Here is a 16,200-nt window from a genome sequence, read left to right on the forward strand (position 1 = left end):
ACCTACCTCACCCAGGTCCGGCAGTACGACATCGCCTACACCGCCCTGGCAGGCGCGATCACGGATGCCCGGCGGGCCGGGGACATGCTCGCGGCAGGATCCGGCGTCGGCGGTATGTGCTGGCTGCTGGTGAGGCAGGGGCGGCTGGACGAGGCGGAGCGGATCGCCGCACAGAGCATGGACGCGGTGGAACCGAAGATCACTGGGGCCGAGCCGGACCACTACGCGGTGTGGGGCGGTCTGGCCATGGAAGCCGCCGCCGCAGCCGCCCGCAACAACCGCCCGGATGTGGCCAAGGAGTACCGGAAGGCAGCCCGGGTAGCGGCAGCCGCCGTCGGCACGTCGCACCGCAACGTCTCACGGCACTGGTCCGTCTTCGGACCGGTCACAGCGGCGATGAAAGCCCTCGAAGACTCCATGGTCGTAGGCGACGCGCGCGCCGTGGTCCGCAAGGCAGGCGAACAGGAAGAGCTGTCGCCCAAGGCGTGGAAGCGCCTGGGCAGGCCCAGTACGAACGACGGGAACCGCTTCACCCTCGACGTGGCGCGCGCCCACACGAAAACAGGCGACCTGTCGGCCGCCATGGACGAGCTGACCCGAGCCCGAGAGGCGGCCCCGGAGTGGATGCGGCACCAAAACATGGCCGCCGAGACCATGCAGGAGATCCTGGGCAAGCGCAAGCGCACCCTCACAACGGAGATGCGAGAGATGGCCGACTACCTGGGCGTCTTCGGATAGCTACCACGCAACGCGATACTTCCGGCACGCTCTGTCGACAACTGGCATGCCTCGCCGATGGAGTGACGGACAGTAGCCCCCTACGGTCGCCGTATTCCATTCGGCTACCCAGGTGGGGGTGCACCATGAGCACATCCAGGACCGACGCGGACCGCATGCGCCGCAGGGAGTTGCACGACGCAGCCGCAGGTGTGACCGGTCCCCGGTTACTGCCATGGACTACTCAGGACGGGAACCCCTGCTACCTCAGCACCGACGGCAGGGGCTACCTCTCCTCGCTCGCCGACAGCATCGAAGAAGTCCAACTCGACATGGGCGAAGAACTCCTGGAGTACGCCCGAACAGCCGTGGCCCCCGGATCCCGGGACCTGTCGGCCGTCGAGTACCGCTGGCTCGCCTGCCGGCTGACCGAAGCCCTGGCCGACGCGCTCCGGGTCGCTGAATCCCGCGGGGAGCGCATCCCGGACCCGCCTGAGACGACCGAAGGTGACTGACTCAGGGAGCGCCGGGACATGCGGGGCGGCGTACGGCTCCTGACGGCAGTAACGACGGCAACAACCACGCGCACTACGACGGACGCCAGCGAACCACCATGTCAGCCAGCACACGGGTGAGATCCAGATGAACCACGACGGTCAGTTCTACGAGACCATTTTCGGCATGCCCCTGCCTCCCTGCTTGGTCAAATCTATCCAGGAGGAGGCCTGGATGAATCTGGCTGACTCCCCCAGGATCGAGGAGGTGTTCGGTCAGGCTCCGGTGCATCCTCGCTTCTACTCGATCGCGGGGATCAGGGGGGCGACTCAGTGGTGGCGTGAAGAGCTCGACGAAGAAACCCTGGAGTGCTACTTCGGCACCTCCGCAGATCCAGCTCCCCCCGGCCACATGTCACGGACAACAACCGTGATCATCGGGGACCTTGGGCCGGATCTGCCCTTCCTTCTGGACTACCGCGGTTCTCTCGCCAATCCAAGTGTCGCCTTCCTGGGCGAAGCAAACGCCTGGCGAGAAATCTCCGGCAACGCCTGCGATCTGATTCGCTTGCTCTCCCGTCAAGGGGGCTGACGCCGGACCCTCCACCGACTCCGGTGACGGCTTCACCGTGCAGAAGGGCGTGAGAGCCGTTCGCCGGTGAGTTCGAGCAAGGAGAGCCAGAATCACAGAGGCCCGGCCTGTCATCTTGAACAGGCCGGGCGTTTGTGCTGCGTCACCGCCCCCGCATGTCCGCCACCCGCGCCCGTTCCCGGTCGCCCGGCTCCATCAGGGCCGACGCGCCGCGGAGTTGCACCGTCGGGCTGCCGCGGCGCTGGACCGGGAGGGGGGAGTCGCGGCGGGGCGGCGCGGGGGGATGCCGTCCACCGCGCCGCCCGGGACCGCCGAGCCCGCCAAGGTTATCTGGACACCCTGGTCCGCCAGGGCCTGGAGTTCGGTGGCGGCCCGGTCGTAGGGCAAGTGGCTGCGCCGGCACGGCTTCACCCCGCAGCGGCCCGCGCGTCGCTCCTACCGGCAGAAGGATGACGAGGTCGGCCGGTGGCTGCAGGAGGAGTATCCGGCGATCAGGGCCCGGGCGAACGGGGAGAGGGCCGAGCTGGTCTGGGCCGATCAGTGTGGTCTGCGCTCGGACACCGCGCCGCCGGGGCGTTCGTGGGCACCGGCCGTGCAGACCCCCCTGGTGCGCGTGAACGGACGTCGCTTCAGGGTCACCATCAAATCCACCGTCGCTTCCCGCGGCGCGCTGTGGTTCACCGTCTTCCCCGGCAAGTTCACCGCGGAGGTGTTCTGCGCGTTCCTCGACCGCCTTCCCCGCCAGGCAGGGCGTAAGGTCCACGCGATTGTCGACCGGCACCCGGTTCACCGCAGCAAGGCGGTGCGGGCCTGGCTCGCTGAGAACGCCCAGCGCGTCGAACTGCACCTGATGCCCGGCTACAGCCCCGCGCTCAACCCCGACGAGCTGCTCAACGCCGACCTTGAACACCACGTCCACGCCGCCCGCGCCGCATCAGCCGGTGATCTCACGCGCGAGACCTGGCGCTTCCTGCGACGCCGACAACGCCAACCCCGCATCGTCTGCGCGGCTACTTCGCCGCCTGCCATGTCCGCTACGTGATCCAGTAGGAAACCAATCAGTTCCGGCTCAATAACCCAGCCACGTCACATCAGGAATGTCCTCGAGCCCGGACAGGGCTCCCTGATCCGGAGCAGCGACCTCGACGTCCCAACCCGAACCGTCGTAGCAGCGGATGATCTGCGTCAGTACGTCGCCCCTCATGAAGTACCGATAGCCAGGCGCCGGCCACCTCCAGCCCTTGAACGCGATCTCCTTTGCCGATCCGAGGAGCTGCCCCATACGCTCACCCGGAACCGAGGACGCCCGCATGATGGATTCGGCCCCGAGAAGCACCTCCATCACGGTCCGCTGCACGAGGAACTCGGACATCGACTCGGGGCTCCGCTCCCAAGGTTCGTGATACTGGGCGTCAAACACGCTGCCTGGTATGGCCGGGTCAAAACTCCAGTACCAGTCCGCTCCACAATCCAACATGAAGACGGCCTTACTGTTGGCGACCTTGATCTCTTCAGGAGGAACCATTGAGGTGACGAAATTCAGGCCAACATTCCATCTCGAGACCAGCACGTTCCACTCGAGCAGCGCTTGGGGAAGCCAATCACACTGCTCCGGCAGGGGCTTCGCTTCCCCCGGGGGCCCGAACCAAGTGGTCAGAAACCGGTCCAATTCAATGCTTGCAGGAGCGATCACATGGCCATCATCCCATTGGACCGTGAGCCGGCCGGTCGGGTTGGGGGCTGCTGGCGGCAGTGTCAGCCCGGGACCCCGCCCGAGCCGGCGGCCGCGGTCTGGCCCCTTGGTCCGCCAGGGCCTGGAGCTCGGTGGCGGCCCGATCGTCGTGGTCCGGTGGCTCGTCCTTCACCAGGCGGGATCACGTCCGTCGGCGGGATGCCGGCAAAGGGGTTCCGGTAGACAGCACGTGACATGATGCGCGGATGGTTGTTGGGCCGCTGCCTGATCCGGGCACACTCGCCGACGAGGTCGACTGGTCCCGCCTGTCGCACGCCTTCGGGCCGGCCGCGCCCGAGACGCCGGCCAAGCTGGCCGGTCTCGTGTCCGGAGATGCCCGCGCGGTGACGGCCGCCCTTGGTCACCTCTGGGACGATCTGCTTCATCAAGGGTCCCTCTGCTCCGCGACACCGGCCGCCGCGCTGTGCGTGGCGGCCGTTCTCGGAGATCCTCGCGGCAGGGAGTCGTTGACCTGCTCCCATCGCAGCCGCCTGCTGGCGTGGCTGGCGGACGTGGCTTTCGTCGTCACCGTCCGATGGGAGCGCCAGCTCCAGGAATGGTCCGGCTCTTCCGCGGCGCGGGACCGGAATCCGCACGTCGGCGACATACGGGCGATGCGGCCCGCCCTCCTCCGGGGAGTGCTTCCCTGGGTTTCCGATCCCGACCCGTCCGTGACGGAGGCCGCGCTGCTCGCCGCCGTGCACCTTCTGGACGCGCCGGAGCTCATGTCCTTCCGCGACGCACTGGCCCCGCAAGTGCGGACCGTTCTGGCCGTGAGCTCCGTCCACGGCCACCGGGCGGCGGCCATTGCGGCGCTCGAGGCCTGGGGCGAGGAGGTGGGGTCGCTGAGAGGCCCGGACGCGCCGGCCGAAGACACCGACGACACCGCAGACGCGTTCTGGAGCGCCGACAGGGGTCCGCTCGACGAGCCGCCCTTCTAGGGGGCGGCGTGGCCGGGCCCGGGGGCCCGGCCTGCGGCGTCTGCCGATCGGCTACCGCCGCCGCATGTCCGCCACCCGCGCCCGTTCGCGGTCGCCCGGGTCGACCAGGGCCGACGCGCTGCGGAGTTGGGCCGTCGGGCCGCCGCGGCGCTGGACCGGGAGGGGGGAGTCGCGGCGGGGGCGGCGCGGGGGGATCCCGTCGACCGCGCCGCCCGGGACCGCCGAGCCGGCCACCGTGATCTGGACGCCCTGGTCCGCCAGGGCCTGGAGTTCGGTGGCGGCTCGGTCGTCGTGGGCCGGGGGTTCGTCCGTCACCAGGCGGGTGATCACGTCCGTGGGCACCGTCTGGAACATGGTGTCCGTCCCGAGCTTGGTGTGGTCCGCCAGGACCACCACCTCCGCCGCCGCCTGGACCAGCGCCCGGTCGACGCTCGCGCTCAGCATGTTGGACGTGGACAGGCCCCGCTCCGCCGTCAGGCCGCTGCCCGACAGGAAGGCGCGGGAGACCCGGAGCCCCTGGAGGGACTGTTCCGCGCCACTGCCGACGAGCGCGTAGTTCGAGCCGCGCAGGGTGCCGCCGGTCATGACGACCTCCACCCGGTTGGCGTGGGCGAGGGCCTGGGCGACCAGGAGGGAGTTGGTCACGACGGTCAGGCCGGGCACCCGGGCGAGCCGGCGGGCCAGCTCCTGGGTCGTGGTGCCCGCGCCGACGACGACGGCCTCGCCTTCTTCGACCAGGCCGGCCGCGACATCGGCGATGGCGGTCTTCTCCGCCGTCGCGAGGTGGGACTTTTGCGGGAAGCCGGATTCACGGGTGAACCCGCCCGGCAGTACCGCACCGCCATGCCGGCGGTCGAGGAGTCCTTCTGCCTCCAGCGCCCGCACGTCCCGCCGTACGGTCACTTCGGAGGTCTGGACGACGCGGGCGAGCTCACGGAGCGACACGGCTCCGTTGGCGCGCACCATTTCGAGAATCAACTGGCGACGTTCTGCAGCGAACACGAAACAGACGGTAACGCAAGCAGTCCATTCCTTTCAGGCCCTTGCCTCAAAAGGAAGAAGTTGGACGCACTGCATGTCTATGTGTGGTATGGGTCACGCCGCCACCGCCATCCTGCCAATAGTGCGTGACGGAACTTCAAACTCCAGTTGCCCAGGGCATCTTGGGGTAGGCGCGCACTCCGGGCGGCTGCGACGGCCGCGACGGACGGACCCGGCGTCTGCCGTCACGGGTCCGCCCGCGCCTCCCCCAACGGTCCACCCGTCGAAGCGCTGTTCGCCAGGGCCGTCCCCCGTTACGCCTCGCCCGCCGCCTTGCGGGTGTGGAGCTGGCGGGCCACCTCGGCGATCGAGCCCGACAGGGACGGGTACACCGTGAAGGCGTTGGCGATCTGCTCGACCGTCAGGTTGTTGTCGACCGCGATCGAGATCGGGTGGATCAGTTCGCTCGCGCGCGGCGAGACGACCACGCCACCGACGACGATGCCCGTGCCCGGGCGGCAGAACAGCTTCACGAAGCCGTCCCGGATGCCCTGCATCTTGGCGCGCGGGTTGCGCAGCAGCGGCAGCTTGACGACGCGGGCGTCGATCTTGCCGGCGTCGACGTCGGCCTGGGTGTAGCCGACGGTCGCGATCTCGGGGTCGGTGAAGACGTTCGAGGAGACCGTCTTGAGGTTGAGCGGAGTCACCGCGTCGCCGAGGAAGTGGTACATCGCGATCCGGCCCTGCATGGCCGCGACGGAGGCCAGCGCGAAGACGCCGGTGACGTCGCCGGCGGCGTACACGCCGGGCGCGGAGGTGCGCGAGACCTTGTCCGTCCAGATGTGGCCGGACTCCTTCAGGCGGACCCCGGACTCCTCCAGGTTCATGTTCTTGGTGTTCGGGATCGCGCCGACCGCCATCAGGCAGTGCGTGCCGGTGATGACCCGGCCGTCGGAGAGGGTGACCTCGACCCGGTCGCCGACCCGCTTGGCGGACTCGGCGCGCGAGCGGCCGATGACGTTCATGCCGCGGCGGCGGAAGACGTCCTCGAGGACGGCGGCGGCGTCCGGGTCCTCGCCGGGCAGCACGCGGTCGCGGGAGGAGACGAGGGTGACGCGCGAGCCGAGGGCCTGGTAGGCGCCGGCGAACTCGGCGCCGGTGACGCCGGAGCCCACCACGATCAGCTCCTCGGGGAGCTCGTCGAGGTCGTAGACCTGGGTCCAGTTCAGGATCCGCTCGCCGTCGGGCTGGGCGTCGGGGATCTCGCGGGGGGTGCCGCCGGTCGCGATCAGGACGGCGTCGGCGGTGAGGATCGTCTCCGTGCCGTCGGCGGCGGTGACGATCACGTCGCGGGTGCCGTCGATGCCCTGCGGGCCGCCGAGCTTGCCGCGGCCGCGCAGGACGCGGGCGCCGGCGCGGGTGACGGAGGCGGTGATGTCGTGGCTCTGGGCGAGCGCGAGCCGCTTGACACGCCGGTTGACCTTGCCGAGGTCGACGCCGACGACGCGGGCGGCCTGCTCCAGGTGCGGGGTGTCGTCGGCGACGATGATGCCGAGCTCTTCGTACGACGAATCGAAGTTCGTCATCACCTCGGCGGTCGCGATGAGGGTCTTGGACGGTACGCAGTCGGTCAGGACCGAGGCCCCGCCCAGACCGTCGCAGTCGACGACGGTCACCTCCGCGCCGAGCTGGGCCCCTACGAGCGCCGCCTCATACCCGCCGGGTCCGCCGCCGATGATCACGATCCGGGTCACGAAAACTCCGCCTCACGTCTACCCGGCCGGCTGCCGCCCCGGCCGGGGATTGCCGGGGGGTCTCCCCGGGGGATGCATTCCGTGCCCCATTGTCCCGCACGCTTCAAGGTGCTTCTCCCCCGGTCCGCCAACCGGGGCGGTGCCGGAGCGGCCCCCGGCCCGGTACGCCGTCCCGCCGGACCCGGCTCCCCGCCCGCCGTCCGGTCCGCCAACCGGGGCGGTGCCCGGCCATCGCCGGGTCCGCCGTCCCCCGCCGGGCCCGGCCCCACGACCGTCCCACGGCCGTCCCACGGCCGTCCCCCGACCGCCCCACGGCCGCCCGGCATCCGCCGTGACATCCGCCGCTACGTCGGCCCGACAGCCCTGCGACATGCGTGCGACGGCCCGTGCGGCGGCCGGGCACACCTCCACCCGTGCCCCTCCCGTACCCTCGACCTCATGTCGCTCTACGCCGCGTACGCCGGCAACCTCGACCCGCGGCTGATGACGCGCCGCGCCCCGCATTCCCCGCTGCGCGGCACGGGGTGGCTCCAGGACTGGCGGCTGACGTTCGGCGGGGAACAGATGGGCTGGGAGGGCGCGCTCGCAACGATCGTGGAAGCGCCGCGCCACCAGGTCTTCGTCGCGCTGTACGACATCGCGCCGCTGGACGAGGACTCGATGGACCGCTGGGAAGGCGTCGGGCTCGACATCTACCGCCGCATGCGGGTCCGCGTGCAGACCCTCGACGGCGAGGAGGCGGCGTGGGTGTACGTCCTGAACGGCTACGAGGGCGGCCTGCCCTCGGCCCGCTACCTGGGCGAGATCGCCGACGCGGCCGAATCGGCGGGGGCGCCGCACGACTACGTGATGGAACTGCGCAAACGACCCTGCTGACGCCCTGACCGCCCGTCTCGGAGCCTCCGGCGGCGCCTCAAACGCCGACGGGGCTGCCCGGGAGCCACTGCCCGACGGCCGGGTGCGGAACCGCACGCAGCCGACCACCGCCTGTCCGCGGAGCCTCCGGCGGCGCCTCAAACGCCGGCGGGGCTGCTCGGGAGCCGCTGCCCGACGGCCAAGAGGGGAACGGCACGCTGCCGCCCGCGCCTCCGCGGGGCCCCACCGACGCACAGCCCGCCCCCTGCGGTGACCACCCCGGCTGCAAGGCCACCGCAGCGCCCGGGCCATGGCCGTCGAGGTCCGGGGGCCAGGGGCCGTACCGGCCCCGGGGTCGAGGACCGGCCGAGGCCCGGTAGGGGGCCCGCCCAGGCCCGGTCGGATCCTGGTCGGCGCCGGCTCGACACCCGCCCGGTGCCGGGTCGAGCCCCCGCACGGGGGGCACAGAGCCCACCCGGGGCCGGGAACGCGGAGCCCGCCCAGGCCCGGGTACGAAGCTCGCCCGAGACCCGGCACGAAGCCGCGCCCGGCACCCGGCGCAGGACCTGCCCGGGACACGACACGCGTGCCCGCCCAAGCCGGGCACGAAGCCCCACCCCAAGCCCGGCACGGGGCCCGACCCCGACACAGGGCCCGCCCGAGGCCCGGCACGAAGCCGCACCCGAGACCCGACACGGAACCCACCCGGGACCCGACACGAAGCCGGACCCGAGACCCGGCACGAAACCCACCCGGGCCCCGGCATGAAGCCGCACCCGGGCTCCCGGCACGAAACCCACCCGGGACCCGGCGCGAAGCCGCACCCGGGCCCCCGGCGCGAGCCCCGCCGGGGGCCCGGCGCGAGCCCCGCCGGGGCCCGGCACAGGGGGCCCGCCCCAGGCCCGGAGCAGGGCCCGCCCAGGCCCGGAGCAGGGCCCGCCCAGGCCCGGCGCAAGGCCCGCCCCGGCCCGGCCGCAGGGGCCCGCCCCGGCCCCCGCCCCGCCGGGAGGCCGCAAATCGTCGGAAACGACAAGGCAACGATCCGAACACCGTGAGCTGTGCCATCTACGCGCGTAGGCCAGAACGAGCTACCCTCGTCCGCGTGAACGCATCTGTTACCGACCCCCACGCCGCCGCCGACGCCGCGGCCGCGCGTCTGCGTGAGCTCACCGGCGCCGAGACCCACGATGTCGCCCTCGTCATGGGCTCCGGCTGGGCGCCCGCCGCCGAGGCGCTCGGCACGCCCGAGGCCGAGTTCTCCGTCACCGAGCTGCCCGGATTCCCCCCGCCCGCCGTCGAGGGCCACGGCGGCAAGATCCGCTCGTACAAGATCGGCGACAAGCGCGCGCTGCTCTTCCTCGGCCGGACCCACTACTACGAGGGCCGCGGCGTCGCCGCCGTCGCCCACGGTGTGCGCACCGCCGTCGCCGCCGGCTGCAAGACCATCGTCCTGACCAACGGCTGCGGTGGTCTGCGCGAGGGCATGCGCCCCGGCCAGCCGGTCCTGATCAGCGACCACCTCAACCTCACCGCGGCCTCGCCGATCATCGGCGCGAACTTCGTGGACCTGACCGACCTGTACTCGCCGCGCCTGCGCGCGATGTGCAAGGAGATCGACCCCACCCTCGAAGAGGGCGTCTACGTCCAGTTCCCCGGCCCGCACTACGAGACCCCGGCCGAGATCAACATGATCCGCGTCATGGGCGCCGACCTGGTCGGCATGTCCACCGTGCTGGAGGCCATCGCCGCCCGTGAGGCCGGCGCCGAGGTGCTGGGCATCTCCCTCGTGACCAACCTGGCCGCCGGCATCTCCGGCGAGCCGCTCAACCACGAGGAAGTGCTGCAGGCCGGCCGCGACTCGGCCGCCCGCATGGGCGAGCTGCTCACCCAGGTCCTCGCCCGGATCTGAGCCGTACGGCACGAAGCCGCACGACGCGAAGCCGCGACGACGTACGAGGAAGAGGCGGAAGAAGTTGCAGGAGCAGGACGACCTGATCGGCCGGGCGCAGGCCTGGCTGGCGGAGGACCCGGACCCGGAGACGGCCGGTGAGCTGGCACGGCTCATCGAGTCGGGCGACACGGCGGAGCTCGCGGACCGGTTCTCCGGCACGCTGCAGTTCGGCACCGCCGGACTGCGCGGCGAGCTCGGCGCGGGCCCGATGCGGATGAACCGCGCCGTGGTCATCCGGGCCGCGGCGGGCCTGGCGGCCTACCTGAAGGCGCAGGGCCACGCGGGCGGGCTCGTGGTCATCGGCTACGACGCGCGCTACAAGTCGGCGGACTTCGCCCGGGACACCGCGGCCGTGATGACCGGCGCCGGCCTGCGCGCCGCCGTCCTGCCCCGACCGCTTCCGACGCCGGTCCTCGCGTACGCGATAAGGCACCTGGGTGCCGTCGCCGGCGTCGAGGTGACCGCGAGCCACAACCCGCCCCGGGACAACGGCTACAAGGTCTACCTCGGCGACGGCTCCCAGATCGTCTCCCCGGCGGACACCGAGATCGCGGCGCAGATCGCGCGGATCGGCGCGCTGGCGGAGGTGCCCCGGCCCACGGAGGGCTGGGAGGCCCTCGGTGACGAGGTCCTGGAGGCCTACCTGGCGCGTACGGACGCGGTCCTGACCCCCGGCTCCCCGCGCGGGGTGCGGACCGTCTACACGGCCATGCACGGCGTCGGCAAGGACGTCGTCCTGGCGGCCTTCGCCCGGCACGGCTTCCCGGAGCCGGTGCTCGTGGCCGAGCAGGCGGAGCCGGACCCGGCGTTCCCGACGGTGGCCTTCCCCAACCCGGAGGAGCCGGGCGCGATGGACCTGGCCTTCGCGAAGGCCGCCGAGGTGCAGCCCGACATCGTGATCGCCAACGACCCGGACGCCGACCGCTGCGCGGTGGCCGTCCCCACCGCCGACGGCTGGCGGATGCTGCGCGGCGACGAGGTCGGCGCGCTGCTCGCCGCCCACCTGGTCCGCAAGGGCGCCCGGGGCGTCTTCGCGGAGTCGATCGTCTCGTCCTCCCTGCTGGGCCGGATCGCGGAGGCGGCCGGCGTGGGCTACGAGGAGACCCTCACGGGCTTCAAGTGGATCGCCCGGGTCGAGGGCCTGCGGTACGGGTACGAGGAGGCGCTGGGCTACTGCGTCGACCCCGAGGGCGTCCGCGACAAGGACGGCGTCACGGCCGCCCTGCTGGTGGCCGAGCTGGCCTCGGAGCTGAAGGAGCAGGGCCGTACGCTGACGGACCTGCTGGACGACCTGGCGCTGGAGCACGGCCTGCACGCCACCGACCAGCTGTCGGTGCGCGTCTCGGACCTGTCGGTGATCGCCTCGGCGATGGCCGCGCTGCGCGCCGAGCCGCCGGCGTCGCTGGCCGGCCTGCGGGTGGTGTCCGCCGAGGACCTGACGCGGGGCACGGAGGCGCTCCCGCCGACGGACGGCCTGCGCTACTACCTCGACGGCGCCTACAAGGCCCGCGTGATCGTCCGCCCCTCGGGCACCGAGCCCAAGCTCAAGTGCTACCTGGAGGTCGTGGTCCCGGTCGGCGGCGCCGCCGACCTGGCCCCGGCGCGCACCCGCGGCCAGGAAGTCCTGGACGCGATCAAGAAGGACCTCGCGGCGGCCGCGGGCATCTAGCCCCTGCCACAGCCCCGCCCGACGGGCCCCGGACCTCGACGCAACGGTCCGGGGCCCGTCGCCGTCTCCGTGTCCCCCCGCCTGTGCGTCTCCCCGTCTGCGTGTCTCCCCGTCTCCGTGGCCCCGGCTACCCCACAGGGTGTACGGCCCCCACCACGCTCGTGGTAGAGCGAGTTCAACCCGTGGTGGGGCGAGCGGAGGCGGGCGCGGGGCATAGCTTTCCCCTCGACCGAACTACCTGATCAGGGGGAAAGCCATGGCTTTCGGAAAGTTGGGCAAGAAGTCGGCCGTCACGGCCGCCGTCGCGGGCGCGATGGTCCTCGCACTGCCGTCCGTCGCCCACGCCGCGTGGGAGGGCGGCTGGCACACCGGCTCGCTGCGGGACGGGTGCGGGAGCGCGACCGGCACCTACCACTGGGAGTGGATCGGCGAGGCCGATGGCAAGCCGCTGTTCAACACCCGGTGGGACATCACCCCGTACGACTCCTGCGGCAACGACGGGCGCAAGGTCGGGATCTACGCCAAGTACTGGAAGTGGGACAAGGACGACAAGCGGTGGCTCAACAAGACCCACACCTACAACGCCCAGCTGAAGAACACCGACAAGGGCTACAACGTGCGTGACGTCCAGCTCTTCGTCTGCAAGGTCGGCGACGGCAACAGCTGCGTGCCGCTGCACCGCTAGGCCGTGTGTCTTCCGGATCAGGCCGGGCCTGATCCGGAGGACACGGCCTGGGCCGTCGCCCGGAGGGCCGCGGACAGGGCGGGGACGGAGTCGGCCGAGGCGTACACCGTCCTGGCGTCCACCAGCCCTGCCGCGCCCAGGTCGAGGCGGACGGGCGGATCGAGCCGGATGACCAGGTTCAGCGAGTCGCTCACGGAGCAGGCCACCGCGTCCGGTTCCCCCGGCACGGCCCGCGGGCCCTTGCCGTCGACGGTCCGGACGACCGGAGCGACGGACCGGACCGCCGAGCGCGGCAGCTCCACGTCCCCGAGGAAGGCGGTACGCAGGACCAGCCGGTCCGCGTCCACCTCGTGGGGGTGCCGCAGCAGCGCGGCCACCAGGGCGAGCCCGCCCAGGACCAGCAGGGCCTCGAGCGCCATGTGCACCGGCCGGACGACCGGCGGCAGCATCGAGGACAGCAGGAACCCCGTCACGAGCTCCATGCCGACCAGGGGCAGCACCAGCTGCCGCAGCCCGGCCGAGTGCCGCAGCCCCGGCACCGCCGGCCGCCGCAGCACCACCGCCGCCAGCGACCGGCCCAGCACCCCCACGACGCCGGTCCTGGTCGGCTTCGCCGTCACCGTCCCCGTCACGTGTGCCACCTCGGTCACGACACCGCCCCCGTCCACAGATCCTTTGGTCAACTTCTCCCAGGATCAGACAGGTTCAAGCCGGAGCAAAGTGACAAATGTCAGCGCTCCGGCAGCGCGCCGGCGGCCAAGGCCGCGACTCCGGCCCCGGCCGGCACCCATGAACGGCCCGGGGCGTCCCCGACCCCCCGACGTCCCGGGCTTCGGCCCGCTCACCGGGCCGTCGTCGGGCCGGTCTCGTGGACCACGCGGGCCGTACACGCGGGTGCCGTCCGTACCGGCGTATCACGAATCCTCGACCTCGCTCGAGGTCAAGGGGACTTCGTACCCCCGGGGCTCGGGCTCGGGCCCGGGCCCGCACTCGTGCGACCCGTGCCCGTACTCGCGCCCGCGCTCGCGTCCGGGCGGACGATCTCGCCCAGTGTCGACGCCGACTCCGGGCGGGAGCGCACCGCGTCCGTGCACTCGAACGCCCGCGGCGGGTCCGGGTCCGGGCCGCCCAGGACCACCGGGCCCGCGCCCGCCGAGACCGCCTCGCTCTCCGCCAGCGTGCAGACGATCTGCGCCAGCGCGACCGGCGGCAGGTCCTCGGGCCGGCGGCTCAGCCGCAGGGTGCCCACCGGGTCACCGGCGCGCGGCGGGGCCACCGTCAGGGCCGGCACGCCCGTACTGAAGCCCGCGTCCCGCTCGTCGCCCGACGGCGCCTTCTCCAGGGCCTCCAGCAGCGCCTGCGCGACCAGCACCACCGGTTCCTTCGACGCCCGCTTCTCCGGTACGGGAACCACCCGGTCCACACCCACCAGCTGCGAGCCGCAGATCAGCTCCACCGTCGCCCGGAATCCCTGCACCCCGGCCGGCGACGCCTGCGCCGGGGTGTCGCAGGAGACCCGCGACGGGGCCGCGCCCACGTCCACCGGCACCGTCGTCGCCCGGATCCCGCACCCGGACAGCACCAGCATCGCCACCAGCCCCGCCGGTGCCAGGGCGCTACGCGTCCACGCCGTCACCGGCGATCACCTTCCCCACGTCCACCGGCAGCCGCAGCGTGAACAGCGCGCCGCCGCCCTCCGGACCCGGCGCGTTCTCGGCGGTGATGTCGCCGCCGTGAATGTGCGCGTTCTCCATCGCGATCGAGAGCCCCAGCCCGCTGCCGTCCGAACGCGGCCGCGAGGCGCTCGCCTTGTAGAAGCGGTCGAAGACGTGCGGCAGCACATCGGCCGGGATGCCGGGACCGTTGTCCTTGACCGCGATGACCAGCCAGTCGTCCGCCACCCGCACCGACACCCGCACCGGCGAGCCGCCGTGCTTGAGGGCGTTGCCGATGAGGTTGGCCAGGATCACGTCGAGCCGGCGCGGGTCCAGGCGCGCCACGATGCCGCGGTCCGCGTCCAGTTCCACCGCGTCCAGCCAGGCCCGCGCGTCGATGCAGGCGGTGACCTGGTCGGCCACGTCGACGTCGTCGAGGACCAGACGGGCCGTGCCCGCGTCGAAGCGGGTGACCTCCATCAGGTTCTCCACCAGGTTGTTCAGCCGCCGCGTCTCGCTGACCACCAGCTCCACCGCCGGTGCGATCATCGGATCGAGGCCGTCGACCTCCTCCTCCAGCACTTCGGTCACGGCCGTCAGGGCGGTCAGCGGCGTGCGCAGTTCGTGCGACATGTCCGCGACGAAGCGCCGGCTGGACTCCTCGCGCGCGCTCATGTCGGCGACCTTCTTCTCCAGCGCCTCCGCCGTCTTGTTGAAGGTGTGCGAGAGATCGGCCAGTTCGTCCGTACCGGAGACGTCGAGCCGGGTGTCCAGCTCGCCCTCCCCCAGCCGCCGGGCCGCGTCGCCGAGCCGCTGGATGGGCTTGAGGACCGTACGGGCGGCGGCCTGCGCGAGCAGCGCGGAGCCGAGCAGGGCCAGCAGGGTGGCGATGAACAGCGACCAGCCCAGCGCGTTGAGGTCGTCGCGCTCCTGCGCGAGCGACTTGTACATGTAGCCGGTCGGCCCGCCGCCCACGATCCGGGTCCCGCCCACCAGGTACGGGTTGCCCTTGGGCGTCGTGCGCTGCCAGTACATGTGGTACTCGGAGCTGCTGGCCGACGTCGCCTTCGGCTTGTCGTTGACCGCGTGCTGGAGCGTCCCGGGGACGTCGCCGAGCGAGAAGGTGTCGGGGCCGGCGGTCCCGAACACCTTGCGGCCGTCCTTGCGCTCGTGCACGAGCAGCACGCTGTAGCCGGGCGCGCTGCCGGCCATCAGCTCGGCGGTGCGCTGGAGTTCCTCCGGGGTCGGCTCGGCCGGCAGGGCGGCCGCACGGTTCTGCATCTCCTGGCGGAAGTCGCCGAGGGCCGCGTCCTGGGTACGGGTGAGCACGGCCTCCCGGTTGAGCCAGTACGCGATCCCGGAGGCCGATACGGCGGCCGTCAGCGCGACCAGCCCGAACACGACGATGAGCCGCAGCCGCAGGCTGGTCCAGCGCCGGCCCGCGAGCAGCGCGCGGATCACTGCGGGGAGTCCAGGCGATAGCCGACGCCGCGCACGGTCCGGATCAGGGTGGGCGAGGACGGCACGTCCTCGACCTTGGCGCGCAGCCGCTGCACGCAGGCGTCCACCAGGCGGGAGTCGCCGAGGTAGTCGTGCTCCCACACCAGCCGCAGCAGCTGCTGGCGCGAGAGTGCCTGGCCGGGCCGGCGGCTCAGTTCCAGCAGCAGCCGCAGCTCGGTCGGCGTGAGCTGGAGGTCCTCGCCGTTCTTGGTGACCGTCATGGCGGCGCGGTCGATGACCAGGGACCCGAACACGGCGGAGTCGCTGGCCTCGCGCTCGCCGCGGCGCAGCACGGCCCGGATGCGGGCGTCCAGCACCCGGCCCTGGACCGGCTTGACGACGTAGTCGTCGGCGCCGGACTCCAGGCCGACGACGACATCGATGTCGTCGTTGCGGGCGGTCAGCAGGATGATCGGCAGCTGGTCGGTGCGCCGGATCCGCCGGCACACCTCGAAACCGTCGATCCCGGGCAGCATCACGTCGAGCACGATCAGGTCCGGCCGCTGCTCGCGCAGCAGTTTCAGGCCGTCCTCGCCCGTCGCCGCGGTGGCCACACGGTGGCCCTGGCGTGACAGGGAGAGTTCGAGGGCCGTGCGGATGGCGTCGTCGTCCTCGATCAGCAACAGGAAAGGCACCCGCTCATTCTGTCCCATCGGCCGATCGGAGTTCGACCG

15 protein-coding genes and 2 pseudogenes are annotated in these 16,200 nt (G+C 72.1%); 9 read left to right on the top strand and 8 right to left on the bottom strand.

Annotation, left to right across the window (positions count from 1 at the left end; translation table 11 throughout):
- The 4 genes and pseudogenes from ACIPXB_RS29955 to ACIPXB_RS29970 all read left to right on the top strand — a co-directional run.
- A pseudogene (locus tag ACIPXB_RS29955) lies at nucleotides 1–738 on the top strand (transcriptional regulator); the annotation flags it as partial.
- Between the two features lie 125 nt (nucleotides 739–863).
- Nucleotides 864–1,232, top strand: coding sequence for a hypothetical protein (locus tag ACIPXB_RS29960; protein WP_401454826.1), 369 nt, complete (start codon nucleotides 864–866; stop codon nucleotides 1,230–1,232).
- A 127-nt stretch (nucleotides 1,233–1,359) separates the two neighbouring features.
- Entirely contained in the window at nucleotides 1,360–1,803 is a 444-nt protein-coding gene (locus ACIPXB_RS29965) for a hypothetical protein (protein ID WP_401454827.1), read from the top strand.
- Between the two features lie 391 nt (nucleotides 1,804–2,194).
- Nucleotides 2,195–2,845, top strand: a complete 651-nt coding sequence (locus tag ACIPXB_RS29970; RefSeq protein ID WP_401455008.1) for an IS630 family transposase — start codon at nucleotides 2,195–2,197, stop codon at nucleotides 2,843–2,845.
- 27 nt (nucleotides 2,846–2,872) lie between these two features.
- On the opposite strand, the gene ACIPXB_RS29975 is transcribed toward ACIPXB_RS29970, so the two are convergent.
- Together ACIPXB_RS29975 and ACIPXB_RS29980 are read right to left on the bottom strand one after the other, a co-directional pair.
- Nucleotides 2,873–3,496, bottom strand: a complete 624-nt coding sequence (locus tag ACIPXB_RS29975; protein ID WP_401454829.1) for a hypothetical protein — start codon at nucleotides 3,494–3,496, stop codon at nucleotides 2,873–2,875.
- Between the two features lie 99 nt (nucleotides 3,497–3,595).
- Nucleotides 3,596–3,690: pseudogene (locus tag ACIPXB_RS29980) on the bottom strand (DeoR family transcriptional regulator); the annotation flags it as partial.
- A gap of 51 nt (nucleotides 3,691–3,741) precedes the next feature.
- Here ACIPXB_RS29980 and ACIPXB_RS29985 point away from each other — a divergent pair.
- Nucleotides 3,742–4,476: a hypothetical protein gene (locus ACIPXB_RS29985; protein WP_401455021.1), complete on the top strand. Its 735-nt coding sequence runs from the start codon at nucleotides 3,742–3,744 to the stop codon at nucleotides 4,474–4,476.
- A gap of 51 nt (nucleotides 4,477–4,527) precedes the next feature.
- On the opposite strand, the gene ACIPXB_RS29990 is transcribed toward ACIPXB_RS29985, so the two are convergent.
- Both ACIPXB_RS29990 and ACIPXB_RS29995 read right to left on the bottom strand, forming a co-directional pair.
- Nucleotides 4,528–5,478 (bottom strand): DeoR/GlpR family DNA-binding transcription regulator, encoded by a 951-nt coding sequence (locus ACIPXB_RS29990; protein ID WP_401454831.1) that lies wholly within the window; start codon nucleotides 5,476–5,478, stop codon nucleotides 4,528–4,530.
- Between the two features lie 293 nt (nucleotides 5,479–5,771).
- Nucleotides 5,772–7,211 (bottom strand): NAD(P)H-quinone dehydrogenase, encoded by a 1,440-nt coding sequence (locus tag ACIPXB_RS29995; protein ID WP_401454833.1) that lies wholly within the window; start codon nucleotides 7,209–7,211, stop codon nucleotides 5,772–5,774.
- Between the two features lie 438 nt (nucleotides 7,212–7,649).
- On the opposite strand from ACIPXB_RS29995, the gene ACIPXB_RS30000 reads away from it, so the two are divergent.
- From ACIPXB_RS30000 to ACIPXB_RS30015, 4 genes are all read left to right on the top strand, one after another.
- On the top strand, nucleotides 7,650–8,087 hold the full coding sequence (locus ACIPXB_RS30000; protein ID WP_401454834.1) for a gamma-glutamylcyclotransferase: 438 nt from the start codon (nucleotides 7,650–7,652) through the stop codon (nucleotides 8,085–8,087).
- Nucleotides 8,088–9,168: 1,081 nt separating this feature from the next.
- Nucleotides 9,169–9,975 carry a purine-nucleoside phosphorylase gene (locus ACIPXB_RS30005; protein WP_401454837.1) on the top strand — a complete coding sequence of 269 codons (807 nt, stop codon included), beginning with the start codon at nucleotides 9,169–9,171 and terminating at the stop codon, nucleotides 9,973–9,975.
- 64 nt (nucleotides 9,976–10,039) lie between these two features.
- Nucleotides 10,040–11,686, top strand: coding sequence for a phospho-sugar mutase (locus ACIPXB_RS30010; protein ID WP_401454839.1), 1,647 nt, complete (start codon nucleotides 10,040–10,042; stop codon nucleotides 11,684–11,686).
- A gap of 256 nt (nucleotides 11,687–11,942) precedes the next feature.
- Complete coding sequence (locus ACIPXB_RS30015) at nucleotides 11,943–12,371, top strand: hypothetical protein (RefSeq protein WP_401454841.1); 429 nt, start codon at nucleotides 11,943–11,945, stop codon at nucleotides 12,369–12,371.
- 17 nt (nucleotides 12,372–12,388) lie between these two features.
- Here the strand turns inward: ACIPXB_RS30015 and ACIPXB_RS30020 are convergent, their stop codons facing one another.
- From ACIPXB_RS30020 to afsQ1, 4 genes are all read right to left on the bottom strand, one after another.
- Nucleotides 12,389–13,021 carry a hypothetical protein gene (locus ACIPXB_RS30020; RefSeq protein ID WP_401454842.1) on the bottom strand — a complete coding sequence of 211 codons (633 nt, stop codon included), beginning with the start codon at nucleotides 13,019–13,021 and terminating at the stop codon, nucleotides 12,389–12,391.
- Nucleotides 13,022–13,311: 290 nt separating this feature from the next.
- Nucleotides 13,312–14,007: a hypothetical protein gene (locus ACIPXB_RS30025; protein ID WP_401454844.1), complete on the bottom strand. Its 696-nt coding sequence runs from the start codon at nucleotides 14,005–14,007 to the stop codon at nucleotides 13,312–13,314.
- Complete coding sequence (locus ACIPXB_RS30030) at nucleotides 13,988–15,487, bottom strand: sensor histidine kinase (RefSeq protein WP_401454846.1); 1,500 nt, start codon at nucleotides 15,485–15,487, stop codon at nucleotides 13,988–13,990. Before ACIPXB_RS30030 ends, ACIPXB_RS30025 begins: the two co-directional genes overlap by 20 nt.
- Entirely contained in the window at nucleotides 15,484–16,161 is a 678-nt protein-coding gene (gene afsQ1, locus ACIPXB_RS30035) for a two-component system response regulator AfsQ1 (RefSeq protein WP_401454848.1), read from the bottom strand. Before afsQ1 ends, ACIPXB_RS30030 begins: the two co-directional genes overlap by 4 nt.
- Nucleotides 16,162–16,200: the final 39 nt, after the last annotated feature.

This window comes from Streptomyces sp. NPDC090022, assembly GCF_044748145.1.
Lineage (GTDB): Bacteria > Actinomycetota > Actinomycetes > Streptomycetales > Streptomycetaceae > Streptomyces.

What these genes read in the sequence shown, in the direction of transcription:
- ACIPXB_RS29960 (WP_401454826.1), top strand. Translation starts at nt 864, where the DNA reads ATGAGCACATCCAGGACCGACGCGGACCGCATGCGCCGCAGGGAGTTG.
- ACIPXB_RS29965 (WP_401454827.1), top strand. Translation starts at nt 1,360, where the DNA reads ATGAACCACGACGGTCAGTTCTACGAGACCATTTTCGGCATGCCCCTG.
- ACIPXB_RS29985 (WP_401455021.1), top strand. Translation starts at nt 3,742, where the DNA reads ATGGTTGTTGGGCCGCTGCCTGATCCGGGCACACTCGCCGACGAGGTC.
- ACIPXB_RS30000 (WP_401454834.1), top strand. Translation starts at nt 7,650, where the DNA reads ATGTCGCTCTACGCCGCGTACGCCGGCAACCTCGACCCGCGGCTGATG.
- ACIPXB_RS30015 (WP_401454841.1), top strand. Translation starts at nt 11,943, where the DNA reads ATGGCTTTCGGAAAGTTGGGCAAGAAGTCGGCCGTCACGGCCGCCGTC.